Source organism: Aminobacterium sp. UBA4834, assembly GCF_002400205.1.
Lineage (GTDB): Bacteria > Synergistota > Synergistia > Synergistales > Aminobacteriaceae > Aminobacterium > Aminobacterium mobile.
In genome coordinates, this window is sequence record NZ_DHFC01000015.1 from 1 (window position 1) to 18,932 (window position 18,932).

Annotated in this window: 17 protein-coding genes; 11 read left to right on the plus strand and 6 right to left on the minus strand. The window is 42.0% G+C overall.

Annotated features, from left to right (window positions below; all coding sequences use genetic code 11):
• Positions 1-162 precede the first annotated feature (162 nt).
• Positions 163-1,353: a YgeY family selenium metabolism-linked hydrolase gene (locus tag B3L97_RS05195; RefSeq protein WP_286934475.1), complete on the minus strand. Its 1,191-nt coding sequence runs from the start codon at positions 1,351-1,353 to the stop codon at positions 163-165.
• Between the two features lie 284 nt (positions 1,354-1,637).
• Between B3L97_RS05195 and B3L97_RS05200 the strand changes: the two genes are divergently transcribed.
• Both B3L97_RS05200 and B3L97_RS05205 read left to right on the plus strand, forming a co-directional pair.
• Entirely contained in the window at positions 1,638-2,567 is a 930-nt protein-coding gene (locus B3L97_RS05200; RefSeq protein WP_286934476.1) for a LysR family transcriptional regulator, read from the plus strand.
• 627 nt (positions 2,568-3,194) lie between these two features.
• A complete protein-coding gene (locus tag B3L97_RS05205) occupies positions 3,195-4,541 on the plus strand; it encodes an alanine/glycine:cation symporter family protein (protein ID WP_286934477.1) in 1,347 nt (448 codons plus the stop codon).
• A gap of 216 nt (positions 4,542-4,757) precedes the next feature.
• Here B3L97_RS05205 and pepF read toward each other — a convergent pair whose 3' ends face one another.
• Both pepF and B3L97_RS05215 read right to left on the minus strand, forming a co-directional pair.
• On the minus strand, positions 4,758-6,620 hold the full coding sequence (gene pepF, locus B3L97_RS05210) for an oligoendopeptidase F (RefSeq protein ID WP_286934478.1): 1,863 nt from the start codon (positions 6,618-6,620) through the stop codon (positions 4,758-4,760).
• A 255-nt stretch (positions 6,621-6,875) separates the two neighbouring features.
• Positions 6,876-7,310 carry a flavin reductase family protein gene (locus tag B3L97_RS05215; protein ID WP_286934479.1) on the minus strand — a complete coding sequence of 145 codons (435 nt, stop codon included), beginning with the start codon at positions 7,308-7,310 and terminating at the stop codon, positions 6,876-6,878.
• Between the two features lie 232 nt (positions 7,311-7,542).
• Between B3L97_RS05215 and B3L97_RS05220 the strand changes: the two genes are divergently transcribed.
• The 9 genes from B3L97_RS05220 to ablA all read left to right on the plus strand — a co-directional run bounded on the left by B3L97_RS05220 (position 7,543) and on the right by ablA (position 15,331).
• Positions 7,543-8,034, plus strand: coding sequence for an Hsp20/alpha crystallin family protein (locus tag B3L97_RS05220; protein WP_286846265.1), 492 nt, complete (start codon positions 7,543-7,545; stop codon positions 8,032-8,034).
• 62 nt (positions 8,035-8,096) lie between these two features.
• Complete coding sequence (locus tag B3L97_RS05225) at positions 8,097-8,453, plus strand: encapsulin-associated ferritin-like protein (protein ID WP_024822855.1); 357 nt, start codon at positions 8,097-8,099, stop codon at positions 8,451-8,453.
• A gap of 33 nt (positions 8,454-8,486) precedes the next feature.
• Entirely contained in the window at positions 8,487-9,290 is an 804-nt protein-coding gene (locus B3L97_RS05230) for a family 1 encapsulin nanocompartment shell protein (RefSeq protein WP_286934480.1), read from the plus strand.
• 59 nt (positions 9,291-9,349) lie between these two features.
• A complete protein-coding gene (locus tag B3L97_RS05235) occupies positions 9,350-9,850 on the plus strand; it encodes a rubrerythrin family protein (protein WP_286846268.1) in 501 nt (166 codons plus the stop codon).
• A 128-nt stretch (positions 9,851-9,978) separates the two neighbouring features.
• Positions 9,979-11,127 (plus strand): hypothetical protein, encoded by a 1,149-nt coding sequence (locus tag B3L97_RS05240; RefSeq protein ID WP_286934481.1) that lies wholly within the window; start codon positions 9,979-9,981, stop codon positions 11,125-11,127.
• Between the two features lie 245 nt (positions 11,128-11,372).
• Positions 11,373-12,476 carry a D-alanine--D-alanine ligase family protein gene (locus B3L97_RS05245; protein ID WP_286846272.1) on the plus strand — a complete coding sequence of 368 codons (1,104 nt, stop codon included), beginning with the start codon at positions 11,373-11,375 and terminating at the stop codon, positions 12,474-12,476.
• Positions 12,477-12,478: 2 nt separating this feature from the next.
• On the plus strand, positions 12,479-13,525 hold the full coding sequence (locus B3L97_RS05250) for a D-alanine--D-alanine ligase family protein (protein WP_286934482.1): 1,047 nt from the start codon (positions 12,479-12,481) through the stop codon (positions 13,523-13,525).
• Positions 13,522-13,980, plus strand: a complete 459-nt coding sequence (locus tag B3L97_RS05255) for a GNAT family N-acetyltransferase (RefSeq protein ID WP_286934483.1) — start codon at positions 13,522-13,524, stop codon at positions 13,978-13,980. Before B3L97_RS05250 ends, B3L97_RS05255 begins: the two co-directional genes overlap by 4 nt.
• A complete protein-coding gene (ablA, locus tag B3L97_RS05260; protein WP_334104076.1) occupies positions 13,943-15,331 on the plus strand; it encodes a lysine 2,3-aminomutase in 1,389 nt (462 codons plus the stop codon). The genes B3L97_RS05255 and ablA overlap by 38 nt, the downstream gene beginning before the upstream one ends.
• Before the next feature lie 45 nt (positions 15,332-15,376).
• Here the strand turns inward: ablA and B3L97_RS05265 are convergent, their stop codons facing one another.
• The 3 genes from B3L97_RS05265 to B3L97_RS05275 form a co-directional block, all read right to left on the minus strand.
• The gene (locus B3L97_RS05265) at positions 15,377-16,573 is read right to left on the minus strand and encodes an MFS transporter (RefSeq protein WP_286846276.1); all 1,197 of its coding nucleotides are present in this window, start codon (positions 16,571-16,573) and stop codon (positions 15,377-15,379) included.
• Between the two features lie 72 nt (positions 16,574-16,645).
• Positions 16,646-16,978 carry a cupin domain-containing protein gene (locus B3L97_RS05270; RefSeq protein WP_024822846.1) on the minus strand — a complete coding sequence of 111 codons (333 nt, stop codon included), beginning with the start codon at positions 16,976-16,978 and terminating at the stop codon, positions 16,646-16,648.
• A gap of 176 nt (positions 16,979-17,154) precedes the next feature.
• Positions 17,155-18,771 carry a dipeptidase gene (locus B3L97_RS05275; RefSeq protein ID WP_286934484.1) on the minus strand — a complete coding sequence of 539 codons (1,617 nt, stop codon included), beginning with the start codon at positions 18,769-18,771 and terminating at the stop codon, positions 17,155-17,157.
• Positions 18,772-18,932 lie beyond the last annotated feature (161 nt).

Consider the following 18,932-nt stretch of genomic DNA (forward strand, 5'->3'; position numbering starts at 1 on the left):
CGGGCTATGATATCGGCTATAGCATTATCTGTTTTTTCAAGCATATTCCAACCCTGCTCAAACATATGTTCCCCTCCTAAACAACTGCTGATTTTTAGAGTGTTCCGAGTCGCGACGTCGACATACTCAAATATTCTTGCAACAAATTCCCCTCGTATCGCCTCAGGCTAAAACTTCCCTAGCAATACCCTCATATCCTCTAAAGGCACGTAAAAGATCATTTATTTCTATGTATTCATCAATGCTATGGACTTGCCCTTCTCCTGAAGGGCCAAAAGCAACTGTAGGAATTTCTAATTCCCCCGCATAATAACAACCATTAGTACCTAACCCTGGAGAATCTGATAATCTACTTTCCACATCTAAAGTCTTAACAGCATTCAGAACCTTTTCTAGATACTCCGACTCAGGTGATAAAACCCACGCTCTGGCAAAGTGCTTTCCTCTGATGGGAGCCCCAGTATATGTTCGTTCCTCTGTTTCAGAGACAAAAAATTTAACCTTAATTCCATGTAAGGAATCTTTCACTTGATCTATGAAAATTCCAAATTTTTCAATTACAGATTCTGGAGATTCATCTGGAGAAATACGCAAGTCAAAAATCGCTCGGCAAATCTCGGGGACAAGTCCTGTCCCCAAATCAGGATATGTATGAAGAGTTGTGAGAACGAGAATATTCTCCCCAAAAAAAGGCTTAAAGGAGGGAGTAAAGAACTGATAAATCGAAGAAAGAATTGATATCATGGCATCAGCTGGGTTTGAACCTAGCTCTGGATTAGAAGAGTGCGCCATACGTCCTTGCGTTTCAATTACTATTTCGGCCCGTCCCCGCTGACCACGTTTTACCTTTAGATCCGTAGCTTCCCCTAAAACAACATAATCTGGAGGAAAAGCAGAAGCTACAGACCGAGACGCAATACCTTCAAAACGCTCTTGAAACACGGTCCCCGCAACCACGAGTTCGCCTTTCAAGGTGTTATAAAACTTATCTTTTAACTCTGCCCCTGCCATCACCATAGCGGCTAGGCATCCCTTTTGATCTGAAGCTCCTCGACCATAGATACAACCATCTTTTATAAATGCCCCATAGGGATAAAAACTCCAATCAGCAAGAGTCCCCGGATCAACATGATCCATTTGAGATTCAAAGAGAAGACGCTTACCTGGAGCATGAAAAGCAATGCGACCCACTACATTCCCAAGAGAGTCAATCGAAACTTCATCGTAACCGATGAACCTCATCACATCTGCAATGTAATGGGCAATATCTCTCTCTTTACCTGACAAGCTCGGTCGTCGTATTAACTCCTGACACAATTGAATGAGATCTGTTTCTCTTTCTTTTCCCTTCATAAGAGTCTCACCCCACATCGTGTGATATAAACATACATCACCTATTATTAATTACAATAATCAATTACCAATCAATTACATAATAAAAATATTATAAATAAGGCACATTGTGCATCTCGGCACATATTAAATTCTTTCTTTTTGCCTCCTCATCCAGTTTCGACAAACTTAAATACTAATTTCTATTATATGGTGTAAAATAAGGGTGTATCTTTTATGATTAGATATAATAATCATTCAACCATGTATTGCATAATAAAAATTATATATTGGAGGGATAGTTCGTGACTTTAAACCAATTACGGGTTTTTTGCACTACAGTTGAAGAAGGATCCTTCCGACGAGCTGGAGAAAAACTTTTTCTTTCTCAACCTTCAGTAAGTCAATATATTGCAGCGCTAGAAAAAAATTATGACGTTAAGCTCTTTAACAGAAGAGGGCGAAGTTTCGCAGTAACGCCTGAAGGAAGAATTCTCTATATGCTTGCATGCGATCTCTTAAAACGAGCAGATGCTATTCCAGAAAAATTTCGCGATATGCAATTACTAAAATACGGGCAACTCCATTTAGGAACAACTGCTTCTTATTCGAAGACAATCATTCCTTTCATAATTAAGGAGTTTCGCCATAAATTTCCTCACATAGAGATATGTTTGAAAATAAATTCTGAAAAAACGCTTTTTTCTATGATCGAACAAGACGAAATAGAGCTTGCCTTTTTAGGATGTAACCCTCTTCTTTCCCCTCCTTCGTCCTGTACACTTAAATCTCTTGGAAGAAGCCCCTTTGTCCTTATTGCCTCTCCTGATCATCCATGGGCAACACGTACGATCATCCATCCTTCTGATCTCTTAAAGGAACCTTTTATTACATATACGAATAAGACTGCTCTTTATTATTATTTAAACGACTTTTTTCTTAACTATCGCCTTAAAATACCTCAATTGATACAGGTAGATAATGAGGAGATTCTTACGGGGCTCGTTTCTCAAGGTATCGGCATTGGAATAGCAACAGAAATAGCGGTAAGGAAAGACGTGCAACATAAAGAAGTGGTGATACTCCCTCTACGAGGATTTCATAGTATAAACCGCGAAATCTTCCTCGTTCACTCCACAGTAAAAGGATTTTCTTATGCAGGCTGGGAAATGGGGAAAATTGCTGAAAAAGTTGCTTCAGAAGTGCTAGGAACAGCCTATAGTGCGAAAGACTAAAAACTATCGCTTTAATCTTGTTTTTATACAAAATAACAAAGAAGAAGGGAACAAAGCGTATATACTAGAAGTAATAAATCATATTACCCCATCTCTAAATAAAGAAAGCCCTTGCGGGTACAGCAAGGGCTTTCTTTATTTATAATGTTTTTATTATGAAACTGATTGGCAAATAATTATTGCAATTAATAATATCCGATGTATCTTATATGCAAGAAAGAGAAATATATCTCATTCTTTTACTATAAAAAGCTAAAAAGTTGTCTCTTGCGTTTTTGATATGATGAAGTTTTTTTAAAGTTGAGGTAGATCTAAGTTGGGCACTTAAAAACGCAATAAACTACATGTTCTTAGAACTTTATATAGGTATTTTCTTTTTACGTTAGAGTACAAGTTCTATTAAAATTTTTGTCCATAATAGACATATTTAACTGTGAACCATGCGGGGTTTCCAATAAAAAAACTCTTCGTGCATCTCCCGACTCGAAAATAAGGTTGTGTCAAAAAGTTGTCGGGAGATATCCAACTAATATTTTCACTAAAAATATTTCTGCATAGCCTTAGGGAAGAAGAACTCTTCCCTTTATTTTGTATTGCACAAAAACTAAAAATAAGGAGGAACTTTAAATGCGCTTCTGCAATTGGTTTGCAGGTGTTTTATGGGGTTGGCCAATGATGATTCTTATTTTCTCATGCGGTCTTATTTTTAGTATTCGAACAGGTTTTTTCCAAATTACTCATTTGGGATATATCCTGAATAACACGCTAGGCAAGGTATTCCGAAAAGAAACTAATCGAGGCGAAGGAGTTATGACGCCATGGCAGGCTGTTTCTACTGCCCTCGCGGGAACTGTCGGAAATGGCAATATCGCTGGAGTAGCAACCGCTATCGCCATGGGAGGACCAGGCGCTATTTTCTGGATGTGGATTGTCGCTTTCTTTGGAATGATGACAAAAATGGTAGAGGTCTCACTTGCCGTAGAATATAGAGAAAAAGATAGTCAGGGAAATTACTATGGCGGCCCTATGTACTATATAGAGAAAGGCCTGGGGCCTAAATGGAAACCTTTAGCGAAATTTTTTGCAGCGATGATGGTTTTAGGAGCTCTTGGTACTGCTGTATGGGTTCAACCCCACACAATGGGCATGGCCATGCGCGAGGCTTTTAATATTCCACCAATATGGACAGCTACTGTTGCAGTGTTACTAACAGCTCTTGTTATTATAGGCGGTTTTAAACGAATAGGTGTTTTTTGTGAAAAACTTATGCCTTTTATGTGCTTATTTTATATAATCGCTTCTCTCGTTATTATAATAGCCAATATTACGGCTCTTCCCAATGCACTCGTTCTCATTTTCAAAAGTGCTTTTAGCCCTACTCCGGCAATAGGCGGATTTGCAGGGTCTGCTATCTTACTAACAATGAAAAGAGGAATGTCTCGAGGCATGTTCTCTAACGAGGCTGGCATGGGCTCCGCCCCAATGGTTCATGCTACAGCCATAACAGACCATCCTATACGACAAGGCCTATTTGGAGCCTTTGAAGTTTTTATAGATACAATCGTCATTTGCACTATGACAGCTCTCGTTATTCTTGTTGCAGCTCCGAACATTTGGCACAGTGGTTTAAATGGAGTGGAACTAACGTTTTCAGCCTTCCAGCAATTTTACGGGAAATGGGGAACAGGAATAGTAGCAATAGGAGTCTTACTTGCGGCATTTTCTACAATGGTGGGATACTATATAGAATATGAAACATCTGTAGTTTATCTTTTCGGGCAAAAAGCAGTGCGTTTTTTCCGATGGATATATTTGATTCCTCCTTTCATTGCAGTGAGCTTATCCGTAGAGTTTGTGTGGACAATAGTAGATATTTCTACAGGGATAGAGGGCCTTCCGAATATGCTCGCCCTTCTATTGCTCAGTGGGAAATTTGTACAGTTGTTTAATGACTACAAAAAGGAACATATGTAACTTATTTCCTTCATTACATACTGTAGTTTTCTGACATTGATGATGTGGCAGCTGTTATAGCTATAAGGAAAGACATTAAAAAGAGAGCCCTTAGACGCTGTTCAACACTCCAAAAGTTGGACAGAAAATCTAGCATTTAAAAGTGTCTTTCATAAATAAACAGGGCTCTCTTTACTTCAAATAGAAATAATTAATTGCTTCGCAAAAGGCGTCTACCTATAAAAGAGACTTCATTTCCATAAGGTTCTTTTTAAAGAGAGCTATCGTATCCAGAAGAGGCTGAGAAGTCGTCATATTTACTCCTGCTTCATTGAGAATATTCAAAGAATAAGCGGAACGCCCCTTCTTCAAAAACTCAATATATTGACGCTGAGCGTCTTTTCCTTCTCTTAAAATCTTTTGAGAAAGGGATGTAGCGGCAGCATAACCTGTTACATACTTATAAACATAAAATGCGCTATAAAAATGAGGAATTCTGGCCCATTCAATATCAATAAGGTGATCCACACTAATATGAGAACCGTAATAAGCCTCATTTAATTCATGCCATATATTTGAAAGACGATCAGCCGTAAGAGGTTCTCCCTTTTCCATCATGCTATGGGTCATTTTTTCAAAATCAGCAAACATCGCCTGCCGATAAACGGTGGTCCTGATCTGTTCAAGGGAATAATTCAAAAGGTAGCGTCGCTCAGCATCTTTCCGGGAGTTTTTAAGAAGAAATTGAAGAAGCAGCGCTTCGTTTGTAGTGGAAGCCACCTCTGCTAAAAAAATAGTGTAATCGGCATAGACATAAGGCTGATGCTTATGAGAATACCATGTATGAATGGCGTGCCCCATTTCATGGGCAATCGTAAACATATCATGAATCGTTCCGTTATAGTTTAAAAGAACGTAAGGATGAGTGCCATAACTCCCCCAGGAATAAGCTCCCTTTCTCTTCCCCTCGTTTTCGTATACATCAATCCATCCTGACAAAAATCCTTCCTTTAATATAGAAACATATTCTTCGCCTAAAGGTCGGAGACCATCTAGAACCACATTACACGCATCTTCATAAGAAATTTCTTTTTGAGGTTCATCTACCAAAGGGACGTAGAGATCACACATAGCCAGCTCAGGAAGAGCCAGGACCTCTTTTCTCAACTGTACATATTCGTGAAGAGGTTCAAGATTGTCTCGAACTGTATCTACAACCATATCGTACACAGACGAAGAAATATTATCTGGATGAAGAGCTGCCTCAAGACTATTGCTATATTTTCTGGATTGGGAGTAGAAAATATCCCCCTTTACGCTCGCCCCATACATGGCAGCTAAACTGTTCTGATATTGGTCATAAGTACGAAATAACCCCTCATACGCCTCATGACGAACGTTACGATTCTGAGAACGGATAAGGCGAATATATCGCTCCTCGCTTAGCTCTATTGCATTCCCATCCTCATCAGTTACAGTAGGAAACTTTATATCGGCGTTCGTAAAAAGAGAGAAGATGTTCTCTGGAGCTCGAGCTATTTCCCCAGATCTCGCTAACAGCTCTTCTTCTACTGGGGAAAGAGTGTGAGGCCGAGAGCGCATGAGATCTTCGAAAAAGAAGCGATATATTTGAAGCTCCTTCTCCTCTTCCATAAATTCTCGAATCTTTATTTCGTCCATCTCCAAGATTTCTGGCGTATAAAAGGAAACAGCGGCAGAAAGTTTTACAAGCAAGAGCTCTGCCCGCTCTGCCAAGGCTTGAGCAGCTTTATTCGCCATATCTTCATGGCTTCTCATCACAGCATAAGCATAGAGCTTACCCATAATAATTTCTGCATCCTCCATAAGGCGGAGACCTCCTAAAAGGGTAGATGCAGAGAGATGCAAAGCACCGCGGAACTCACTAAATCGAGGGAGCATTTCTTCTAGATGATAAAAATCTTTTTCCCAAGACTCTGAAGAAGAGTAAATATCTTCAAGTTTCCATAGATACCGCCTATCTATCTCGTCTCTTCTAGGAAGACTCCCTATAGGTAACACCCCATCATTTGAAGGATCTTTTTTCATAAATGGAACGTTCTTTGTTAACCCCATCACCATTAAAAACTACCTCCTGTTAAGAGAAACTATCGTAAATAATAACAAGGTTATTTAAGAAATATAAGCCTGCGGATAGAGGGTCGCAGGCTTGCGTAGCAATACATATTTCTTTCACTTTACTTAAAAAACTTTTTCCCTAAAACATATGCCTCTCCTAAATCTTTACCTAATGAATAATAATGACGAAACTTGGGTGTAAAAATAATGGGCTTTACCTTTATGGGATCCGGATAATTATCATCTGTTAAACATCCTTCAGAAACCAAAGTATTGACAATCTCTCCAATAAGCATGACATGAGAACCTAACTCTATAGTCTGTATCAAGCGACACCTCCATAGAAATAGGAAACTCTTCCACATAGGGAGCATTTACCTTTTCTCCATGTATAGGGGTTAGATTTGTGACTTCAAACTTATCCTGCTCCCGGCCAGAAACCATCCCAAAATAATCTGATTCACTTACATATTCTTCTGACGGAATATTGACTGTAAAGGCTTTTCGCTCAAGAATATTTTTATAGCTGTATCGGCTCTTTTGTAGAGATACATTGATACATGGGGGAATAGAACAGCAAATTCCTCCCCATGCTGCTGTCATAATATTCGACTTGCCATTTTCATCGTAATTCCCGATAATAAGAACTGGAGCCGGGTAGACAGGCATATGAATGCCTATTGATTTTTTCACTTGTTCATTCCTCCTCTCTTCGCCTCAATGAACCGCAATTGTATTTTTAATTATACACTACCTTTTAGAGATGCAAAAAACCACAAAAAATTAATGTCGCAAGGCATTTTAAAGAATAGTCTTTTTCAATTACGATTATTTACTTCACATACACATTGATCTAACCAATACTGACCTATATAATAAACAGTGAAAGGTCAAAATAAGTTAAATTATTAGGAGGTGCGCTTAAATGAGGCGTTCTTTAATGAAAAGGCCGTTGGAAAGGATGTTTCCCTTAAGCCCCTGGGGTTCCAGGATGGAATCCATGATGCACGATATGATGAAAGATTTTGATGAGTTTTTCTCTGCATTTCCATGGATGGAAGAGCGGTACTCCCCAGTAGCTGTCCCTCGAAGCGATATATATCGTAAAGATGGTAAATTCATTGCTGAATTCGAGCTTCCTGGCATTGATCCTTCGAAAGTCGACTTAAAAATTTATCCAGACAGGCTTGTCTTGAACGCTGAAAGAAGCGATGAACGGCAGCTGAAAGAAGAAGACTACTTCAGGGCAGAACGATATTATGGAAATATATCTCGAGTGATACATTTTCCAGAAGAAGTGGATCCAGACAGCGCCCATGCGTCGTATAAAAACGGCATTCTCACTATAGAGATTACCGAGAAAAAACATCCTGAAGAGTGCAAAGTTGTTGAGATAAAGAGTGAGGACGCTCATTAAGGGATCGGCGGGTAGGCTTGTGAAAAGGCTTATCCGCCTTTTTTGTCGAAAGGAGTGGAAAAATGCAGTACACAGAACCTGTAGAGCAATTGGATACTCTGACTCGTCATTGCGCTATGGTGTTAAAAAGCATGCAAGAGGAGCTTGAAGCGATTAACTGGTACAACCAGCGAGTTAACGCTACTACTGATGAGGAACTTAAAACATTACTTGGGCACAACAGAGATGAGGAAATAGAACATGCCGCTATGCTTATAGAATGGCTACGTCGCCATATGCCTGGCTGGGACAAAGAATTACGTCAATATCTTTTCACAAATAAACCCTTACTCCAAATAGAAAAAACCGGATCAGAGGAATCTGCTAAAAAGATTGAGGCATCTTCAGGAACCCTCAATATAGGCAGTCTTAAGCGATAGAGAATTATTATTAGAGAGAAGGAGGGATTCCACGTGGATATACTTAGAAGGTCAACCGAAATGGTAAGTGCGGAAGCATGGCATGAAATGGATGAACAAGCTAAACGAATTCTTGAAACTCGCCTTTCTGCCCGGAAGTTCGTAGACATAACAGGGCCTAAAGGATGGAACTATGCAGCCCATTCTTGCGGCAGACTGGAGATACAAAAGGAACAGCCCCCAAAAGGTGTAATGTACGGAATCCACGAAGTCTTACCTCTTATAGAAGCACGAGCTGTCTTTGACCTTGACCTTTGGGAGCTCGACAACATTACCCGGGGCTTAAAAAATCCTGACCTCACCCCTCTTGAAGAAGCTACGAAACACATTGCTGATTTTGAGGAAAAAACCATTTATACCGGCCTTCCATCTGCAAAAATAGAAGGTCTCTTACAAGCTGGACATGGCCGTTCTCTCGCTATAAAAACGCCTTCCGCAACAGGAATACTTGAAACTGTAAGCCAAGGGCTTTATCGCTTCCAAGAGGATGGCGTATCAGGTCCTTATGCTCTTGTAGCTTCTCCAGTTTTTTGGCAAAAGCTTCACTCTGCTACCGAGTGTTACCCGCTAGCTAAAAACCTGAAGGATCTTCTAGGTGGACCTGTCATTCTCTCTTCTCACGATAAAGGATCTTTTCTCGTCTCCATTCGAGGCGGAGATATGGAGCTTATAGTGGGACAAGATTTTTCCTTGGGCTATATTGGAAATGAAGGGCAAAAAGGGACTTTCTTCCTTACTGAATCCTTTACTTTCAGAGTTATTAACCCAGAGGCGATTATTCTTCTTACTACTTCATAGATTAGAATACGGTTCCCTGGTATAATATACATAGAATTTTAATGAGGGAGGTTACTCATATGAGTTCATCGAAAACAACGCAAAACTTAGCAGCAGCCTTTGCAGGAGAATCCCAAGCAAATAGGAAATATCTAGCCTTTGCCGAGCAGGCAGAAAAAGAGGGATATCCTAAAATTGCAAAGCTGTTTCGAACCATCGCAGAAGCAGAAACTCTTCATGCCTTGAGTCATTTTAAAACTATGGGCGGGGTAGAAAGCACCCAAGAGAACCTTCAGGCAGCTCTTGAAGGAGAGACTTATGAATTTACAGAAATGTACCCTGCTTTTATTAAAGATGCTCAAGCTGACGGACAAAAAGAGGCTCTCCGCTCTTTTAATTTTGCTAACGAAGCAGAAAAAGTTCATGGGAACCTTTATAAACACGCTTTAGAAAACATGAAAAAAGGAGAGGATGGAGATTTTTATCTCTGTCCAATCTGTGGTTATGTTCAAGAAGGATCTGCTCCAGATGCGTGCCCCATTTGTGGCGCTAGCGCAAAAGTTTTCAAAACCATCGAATAAAAAGCGCATGACAAAAAAGGGGGGGGGATACCCCCTTTTTTGTCTCTAGTATTGGGACACTCCTCTCCCCTATTTCTTCGTATGAATGAGAAATCATATATGAGTCATATATGAAGGGAGGATTCTATATGAAAATACTGACCAGAGAAAACTTGAAGAGTCTTGTAGAAAAAGGTCAGGGACCGTGTTTATCTCTCTATATGGGGAACCCTGCTATTGGTGAGCCTCGGCAGGGGCAAATCCGTTTCAAATCCATGCTTCAAAATGGCGAGCAACGCCTTAAGGAACTTGGCATGAAAGAACAAGATGTTCGAGCCTTCCTCAATCCCGCAAGAGAGCTTCTTGCCAACTCTCTCTTTTGGCAAAATTTGAACGAAGGACTCGCCCTTTTTTTATCTCCAGACATCTTTCTTACTTTTAATCAACCCATAAAATTTCACGATGTTATTGTGACCTCTGACCACTTCCACATAAAACCCCTTTTCCCACTTCTCGGGAGAGAGGGACGATTTTATGTCCTTGGGATCAGCCAAAAGGGTATCAGACTCATAGAGGGAACCCGCTATAGTGCTAGAGAAGTAGATGTTGAGAGCTTACCTCAGGATATAATAGAAGCCCTCGGATTCGATACTCCGGAACGTCAGTTCCAATATCACGCTGTAACTCCCGATCAACCTGGTGGGAAAGGATATATTATGCATAGCCAAGGATGGGGAGCGGAAGTAGAGAAAAAATATATACTAAAATTTTTTCAAAAAATAGATAAGGGGATCAGCAATCTCCTTGGAGAAGGACAAGCCCCATTGGTCCTCGCTGGTGTTGATTTTCTCTTACCTCTCTATAAAGAGGCTAATACATATCCTTGCCTCATGGATGAAGGCATTAACGGGAATCCTGACCTTTTGAGCCCTCAAGAATTAGGCGAGAAAGGGTGGGAAATAGTTCATCCTTTCTTTAAAAAAGAGGAACAAAAGTTTGCCGAGTTATATATAGAAATGAAGGGTACTGGGAAAACATCTACAGATGTAGAAGAAACGGCTGCGGCAGCATATATAGGGAAAATAGATACTGTCTTCGTTGCTTTAGGGAATCATGTTTGGGGATCTTTTGATGAAAAGGCTGTAAAAGCCACTATTCATGAAGAGAAAAAAGTCGAAGATATTGACCTCCTTGATTTTATAGCAACTCATTCCCTTCTTCGTGGCGGCCGCGTCTATGTTCTTCCTGCAGAGAACATTCCCGACAAGGAAAATGTAGCTGCTCTTTTTCGATTCTGATCTCTCTCAGGCGGGGTCTTGCAAGGCCCCGCCTTTTTTAGATTTGCAGATTGCCCTATTGTATTTACCTACAAAAAGCATATAATCCGCTTAAGAAGAACCCACGATAAAATAGGCGATTAAAAACCGCTTTGAGGAGGGAAAAATGAGCCAATAGGCTTTATAAAAACGCCAAATGTTATCAGCGAGAAACCTCCCTTTGCGGGGAAAAGGGGAAATATTTTATTGTTATCGGGGGTTAAAAAATGGAATACATCTTTGGAGAGGAACGGGAAAATCCTTTACCGAATTTTTCAAACGGTAAAGATGTGGAAAAGATAGGAGTTACTTATAATCTACGCTGTGAAGCGAAAGATCATGAACCTGATGATCTCTACGAGGAATATGACAACCTGGAAACCATTGAATCCATTGCTAAAGAACTTGGAGAGTATGGTTTTCAGGCTTTTTTGTTTGAACAGAACGACACTCTCATACAAAAACTACTCTCTGTTGAGCCCGATTTTGTTTTGAATCTAGCAGAAGGACGGGGTACCTCTCGAGGCAGAGAATCACAGATTCCGTGTATTCTTGAAAGTTTGGAGATTCCTTTTAGTGGATCCGACTCTGTATCGTTAGGTCTCTCCCTAGATAAAGTACTTACGAGTGGACTTCTTGCAAGCGCGGGTTTACCCGTTCCAGAGAATAGGGTATTTAAAAGGCCTGTTGACCTCAATAATTTGGAAGTCCTTTTCAAGCACCACAGGCAATATATTATAAAGCCTCGTTGGGAAGGATCCTCAAAAGGAATATTTCATGACTCTATTGTGGACTCTTCAGAGCAGCTTGTTGACAGGGTTCAGAGGATATGGAACCTATATAAGCAACCCGCTGTCGCCGAAGAGTACCTCCCCGGCATAGAAATCACTGCTGGAGTAGCTGGAAACATAAAGCCAGAGTGTATTGGGATGATGTCTATTACTCCCAAAGAAGAGACTGCAATGTTTCTCTACTCTCTTGAAGAGAAGAGAAACTATATAGAAAGAATTCAATACAACGGTCCCGATACCCTCGGGCCCATGCTAAGGAAGGACATTGCCAAGCTGGCAGTTCGCGCTTTCGAAGCCTTGGAGCTGCGGGATATTGCACGTATTGATTTTCGGCTTGATGAGAAAGATCAACCTCATATTATCGATATCAATCCCCTGCCTGGGTTGTCACCTGCGTATAGTGACCTTCCTATCCTTTATCGCCTCAGCGGAGGAGAATATTCAGATCTTCTTCGAATCATCCTCCGCGAGGCCTTCTCCAGATATGGACTCGACACATCCAGGCTGGAAGAACCCCTCTGTGCCGAAAAGAGGGACTAATCATGCATAGCGTCGAACAGAATATCGAGCCTCCCAGTACCACCCTGCGGCTTCTTATAGCCGCAGCAAAAGAAAAAACAGAGCGCCAAGATCTTCTTGACAGCCTTATATGCCGAGAAGAGGTAGGATGTGCTTTAACGTCGAGGGGCTACTCTGTAGTCGATCTCGATGTTACCCCTCATGACTTGGATAATCCTTCCTCCCTGTTTTTACGAGGAGCAAACTTTCAAAATATGTGTATCTTTAATCTTTTTGAAGGCTTCGGCTCCCAGCCTTGGCAAGAAGCAGATTTTTGTGAGCTTCTTGAAAAAAGAGGTATCCCTTTTACCGGAAACCCCTCATATGCCCTTCGCCTTTGTCTCGACAAATGGACTTTGAAACTGCGTCTACGCCAACAAGGTATTTCCGTTCCGTGGGGGATATGCATTACCTCTTCCTATTCCTCCATATCTATGGGCGAAAAAAAATGGCCCTTCCCTCTATTTATTAAGCCCTCTAGAGAAGATGGGAGCGTAGGTATCGACGAAACATCTCTCGTCCGAAACTATGAGGAATTACAAGAGCAACTTCAAAAGAAATTGCCCCAATTCCCAGATGGCCTGCTTGTAGAAGAGTTTTTAGGCGGATCTGAGTATAGCATCGCTTTTCTAGGAAATGATCCTTATGAAGTAGTGGGCGTTTCCACTCTTGACTACGATCGCTATCCTGCTCTTACGCCATTTCTTACATACAAGGCGAAATGGGATAAGGAGAGTCCTGACTGGAGACTCTGCCCAGAAGATCTGGAGTTGCCTGCTACTCAAAAAGAATTAATTATCGGAATAGGCGCCAAGGCAGCAGCTATAGTTGGTTGTAAAGGCTACTTTCGGGTTGATTTACGCGAAAAAGATGGACATTTTTATGTTATTGATGTGAACCCCAACCCCGCTTTAACTCGAGATAGTGGTTTCGCCCGTCAGTATACGAAAGGGGGCAGGTCTTACGAAGATTTGATCTGCCATATAGTCAATCTTGCGTTAAAAGACCATATAAAAGAGGCTAAATCATGAACATAGAAACGTATATTGCTATTGCAGAAGCAACAAAAGCTTTTACACAAGAAGAGCTTTCTGTTCTGCGAGAAGTTCTTACAGAATACGAGTCAAACCCTGCAAAAGACTATATCGTGCTGGAGGAATACAGAGAGGGAGTCTTAGCAGGTTTCCTGATCTACGGACCTACGCCCATAACCCGTTTCGCTTGGGATCTCTACTGGATAGTGGTAAATCCCTGCTACCAGCGTCAAGGGTTAGGGATTTTTCTAAATTCAAAAATGGAGCAGCAGTTATTAAAACACAATTCTAAGGCTGTTATTCGAGTAGAAACATCTGGTAGAAGCGAATATACCGGACAACGACATTTCTATATTGGAGCCGGTTACATAGAAAGTGGACGAATCCATGATTTTTACGGGGAGGGTGATGACCTTGTCATCTACACCAAGGAAATTAAAGCCTCGAGATAGTGTGGAAAAAACACCGGCGTCCCTTTCTGACGTCCGCCAATGGACCCGGAAAAATGACCAGGGAAAAAAGAAGATGCCCGCTCTCCGAGATTTACGAAGAGAGGTTAGCGAGGAGCAGTGGAACGATTGGCATTGGCAACTCGCTAATCGCATTACAAGTGTGGAGCAACTAGAGGGACTTATCTCCCTTACAAAAAGCGAACTTTCAACTATAAAAAGAAGCCTGAATGTTTTACGCATGGCTATTACACCTTATTTTGCTTCTCTAATGGACCGGAACGATCCCAACTGTCCTATTAGAAAACAATGTGTCCCCACCTTGCAGGAAACATTGATCTCACAAACAGACCAGAGAGACCCTCTCCATGAAGAAATAGATTCGCCTGTCCCAGGGCTCACTCATCGCTACCCCGACCGGTGCCTGCTTCTTGTTACAGACCAGTGTTCCATGTATTGTCGGCACTGCACCCGACGACGTTTTGCCGGGCAAACAGATCATCCTCGAAGCCATGAAGAAATAGAAGCCTGTATCGACTACATTCGAAAAACTCCTGTTATTCGGGATGTTCTTATTTCAGGCGGCGACCCTCTTACTCTTTCTGACCAACAGCTTGAATCTATATTGGAGGAAATCCGCGCCATTCCTCATGTTGAGATTATACGAATCGGCACTCGAGTCCCTGTAGTTATGCCCATGAGGATCACCGATGACCTATGTAACATGCTCAAAAAATATCATCCTTTGTGGATGAATATTCAGTTCAATCATCCTAAGGAAATTACCCCAGAATCATCAGAAGCCTGTCGCAAACTTGCAGATGCAGGCATTCCTCTGGGGAATCAATCAGTGCTCCTCAAAGAGATCAATGACTGCCCCTACATTTTCAGAGAACTAAATCAACAACTTTTAAAGCTTCGTGTTCGGCCATACTACATATACCAATGTGATCTCTCACAAGGAATAGAACACTTCAGAACGTCCATAGGGAAAGGCATTGAAATTATGGAATTCTTACGGGGTCACACTTCAGGTATGGCTGTACCCACATTTGTAGTAGACGCTCCTGGCGGCGGAGGGAAAATTCCGGTGATGCCAAACTATGTTGTCTCCTGTTCAGATCGGAAAACCATCCTCAGGAATTTTGAGGGAGTTCTTACAGTCTATACAGAACCAGATGACAACCAAAGTAAATGTGGTGGACACTGCACTGCTATTTGCAATCACCAAAAAGAACTTTCTTCGGGAGGAGTTGCAGCTCTTTTTGAAAAAGAAGGGGCTTCGATGGAACCTGAAAACCTTCCTCGGAAAAAACGAAGTCAAAAGTGGACCTCTGCCGAGAAAGGCAGATAAGAGAACGTTTAAAGGGGGGCCCCTTCACAAGCAAGCCCCCCTTTTTTATCTATTGGCAACTTTCTTATCTCGAAAAATTTCCTTAAAAAACATGGGTAAAGCCAAAAGCGGAAGAGCCGCTATAACAAGCATAGTAGATGTAATGCCGAAAATATCTCCGATCTTTCCAAGAGGCCCAGTTAATAAATTGGCCAACCCCCACGAAAGCCCCATAACAATGGAACTTGCCATGCCGCGGGAATTAGGAACCTGCTCTTGAGCTACAGCTGCAGTAATAGGCATGCTGGAATTAATAACAGACGTCCCAATAATATAAAGCAATATAGAAGCACCCCCCGATATAAAAGCAGCAGGAATCATGAGCAGAGGCCCAGCTATAAGGACAAAAATAAGAACACGAACCTTACCAAATCGATCAGAGAGCTTCCCGCTTATCAACATCCCCAACGTGCTAAAAAGCATGACTAGAAAGAGAATCGTCCCCACAGCGCTAATATCGCCGCCTTCTGCCGAAATGCGGATGGGTAGAAAGAAACGGATCCCCTGGCTTGTAGCGTCGCGAGCTACAGACACAGCCCAAACAGGGTAAATAATAGAAAAAACGGAAGCCAGAGAACGAAAGAGGCCCTTTTCAACCTTTGGGAAGGCTATTCCTTCCTGACTCAACACTGGCATATATCGATAAATAGCGAAAGCTACAATCAAAACAGGAATTATTGCTACATACGGTATCTTTTCAATTCCGACAAGTTTTGCCAGCGCCACGGCAAAAAGAGGACTTACCGTTACTCCTATATTTCCGGCCACACTAAAAATAGCCAACGAAGCTGTGAGCTTTTCTTGAGGCACTACATGTCCTACGCCGCCATGCCCTTGAGGATGAAAAGTGGCGCTCCCTATCCCCCATATTCCTACGAAAAGAAGAGCCATACCATAGGTTGGGGAACTGGGAAGAAATGTAGCTCCCAAACAGGTGAGGATAGGACCAACCATCACAAGATATGAACGAGCTGTTCTATCTGATACATAGCCCAATAGGGGTTGAAGCAATATGTGCATAATTCCTACCACCGAATTCAACAACCCCGCCTGAGCCATAGTAATGCCAAGTCGAGAAATAATGGTAGGAACAAAAGTAGGAAGAAACGCCGCATAGAGATCATTGAAAAAGTGACCTATCGATAAGAGAGACAATTTAAATGTAGATCCATTTTCTACCGTAGTTGCTGTTCTTTCACACATCACGTACGCCCCCTGGGTAATATAACTTCCTTATATCGTAACATGATTAACTCAAAAAGCGAATATCCTATTTCATTTTTCATACTTCCAGAAAAATGCTAGCCATATACATGGTGGGGTTACGCTTGTTGAAAGAACCCGATGGCGAACATGGGGAGGGATCATAATCCAATCTCCTCTTTCAAGGACCCTTTTGCTTCCATCCTCCCACTGAAGAACACCCTGTCCTTCAAGGACACACACCCACTCCATCTCTTCCTGATCGTACCAAAATCCTTCTGGGGAAGCCTGCCCCATAGAAAGGATGCGCTCTATTCGCACATTCCCCTGAGAAGAAAGGAGTTCTATCACCTCTTCCTCAAGAGTTGCTGTCTGCTGATTATAAAGATTTACATTTCCTTCCATTTACTCACCTCCTTGAGTCTTATAATACACGAAAAGGCGGAACCTATTTCGGTTCCGCCTTTCGCAATGGAGCCATGAAAAACATGGTCATGGCCATAAATCCCCAAAGCTATTTTCTCCATTAGAGCAGTAACGAGGTGATGCTCAAGGCCTTCTTGAACTACAAGAACTAAATGTTATTTCTTTTTGTTGTTATTGTACTTCGTTATAAGATCCCAGTTCAGTTGCCACCAAGCTTTTTCTGTTTTTTCCATACATTCGTTCGTAAATTTTGTTACATATTCTTGAGCCTTGGCTGGGTCTTTCTTGGCGAGTTCCAACGCTTTTTTATCTATTTCCAAAACCTGTTTAGCAAATCCCTGCTCTAAAGGATCTCGCACAGCTTTTAAATCCTCCATGGCTTCCTGGTAACGGCGATTTACAAGATCATCAGCCAGAATAAACGCCCATTGTGCAGAGTTGAGGCTGAAAGCGTTACGATCGAACGTTCTCCAACTTTCCCTTGTCTCAAGAACGCCCGAATAAATAGGAACGTAGCATGTGGTATGGGGGTTGTCATAACCAAACCAGAGAACCGTTCTTACAGGAGCAGGATAGCCGGGGCGAACCTGTGAGACAAAGCTATATGCGCAATCCCACTTTGATATAGGTCTGCTATAAGGTATGTTGAGAAGGTTCCGAATATCCTTTGTAACAAAGGGCGTAGCGAGAGGGCTCTTCACCATATTGTCGCCTTCACGGACATACCATGCTTTGTCTGCAGCCATATCGAAAGGAGTCCCTTCCATATGGCCACGAAGCATCGTCATTACATCCTGTACAGAAAGCTTTTTCTGAGGTTTAACAGCAAAGGGATAGCTCATGGTTTCAGCGTAGGGATCCCATTCACGAGTGGGGTCAAGCTGACTGTAGAGGGTGTAGAGGCGGTTGCGGATCCACATGGAAGAAAGAGACCAGTCGTCATTTCCTGTAAGAGGAGAGTAGGCTTCCTGCCAAATAAAGGGTTTTCCGCTATTGGGATCGTACCAACCGTTATCGATGGCCAGCTGCATGTAATCCTTTGAAGCCATGAAATTCTTCTTATCATTCACATTAATTTCCCTAATACGGCTCATATTAGGAACAACTAATACGCAGTCATCGGGTACCCTTTGGGCTACCCATACTGCGCCAGGCTTGCCACTATCAGGGGTCCACATAAATCCAGCACTGCGAATCTCGAACAACCAAGCCTCTTCTGAGTCAGTGATCGTAAGGCTCTCTCCTTCTGTTCCGCAAGAGGGAAGGAATCCATATTTCTCGGCCAGTTCTCCAATGACAGTTATAGCCTCACGAGCTGTTTTCCCTCTCTGAAGGGCAAAAATTTCGAGCTGTTCGATGGTTAACAGAGCCCGAGCATCAGGACGGAAGGTTTTGAGCTCCTCCTTCTGCCCTATGGTGCTTTCTCCGATAGCAACACCATGCTCATTCATGAAAGGGTAACCAACATGGAAGTAGGTGTACGTCTTCTCCACCTGCGGAATCTCGCCTATTTTTACTGGCTCAGAGTCTTCATCCATACCAATATTCCAGAAGACATCAACCTTGCTCCCCTTGGGGAAGGTTTTCCCAGGGATTGTTCGAACTCTTGCATCGTAAAAAGCGCCATCCGCCGTATGAGATGTAATAACAGAGCCATCTGCAGAAGCATCTTTGCCTACTACAATATCAGTGCACGCCCAAGCAGACATTGTCATAAGGACTACTAGCAAACAAGAAAAGACTACCAAAATTCCACGGCGTAACTTTTTCATCTTTACCATCTCCTCCTTTTTCAACGTCGTAAACCTATTGTGGTGCAATCTTAAGTCGAGTCCGTTCTGATACAAAAAATAAATTCCACTGGAAACAACTTCTCCCTTTCTTACGCTCTCCCACGCTTTTTTGTGCCCCACCCCCTCCTGTTAATCGTAAA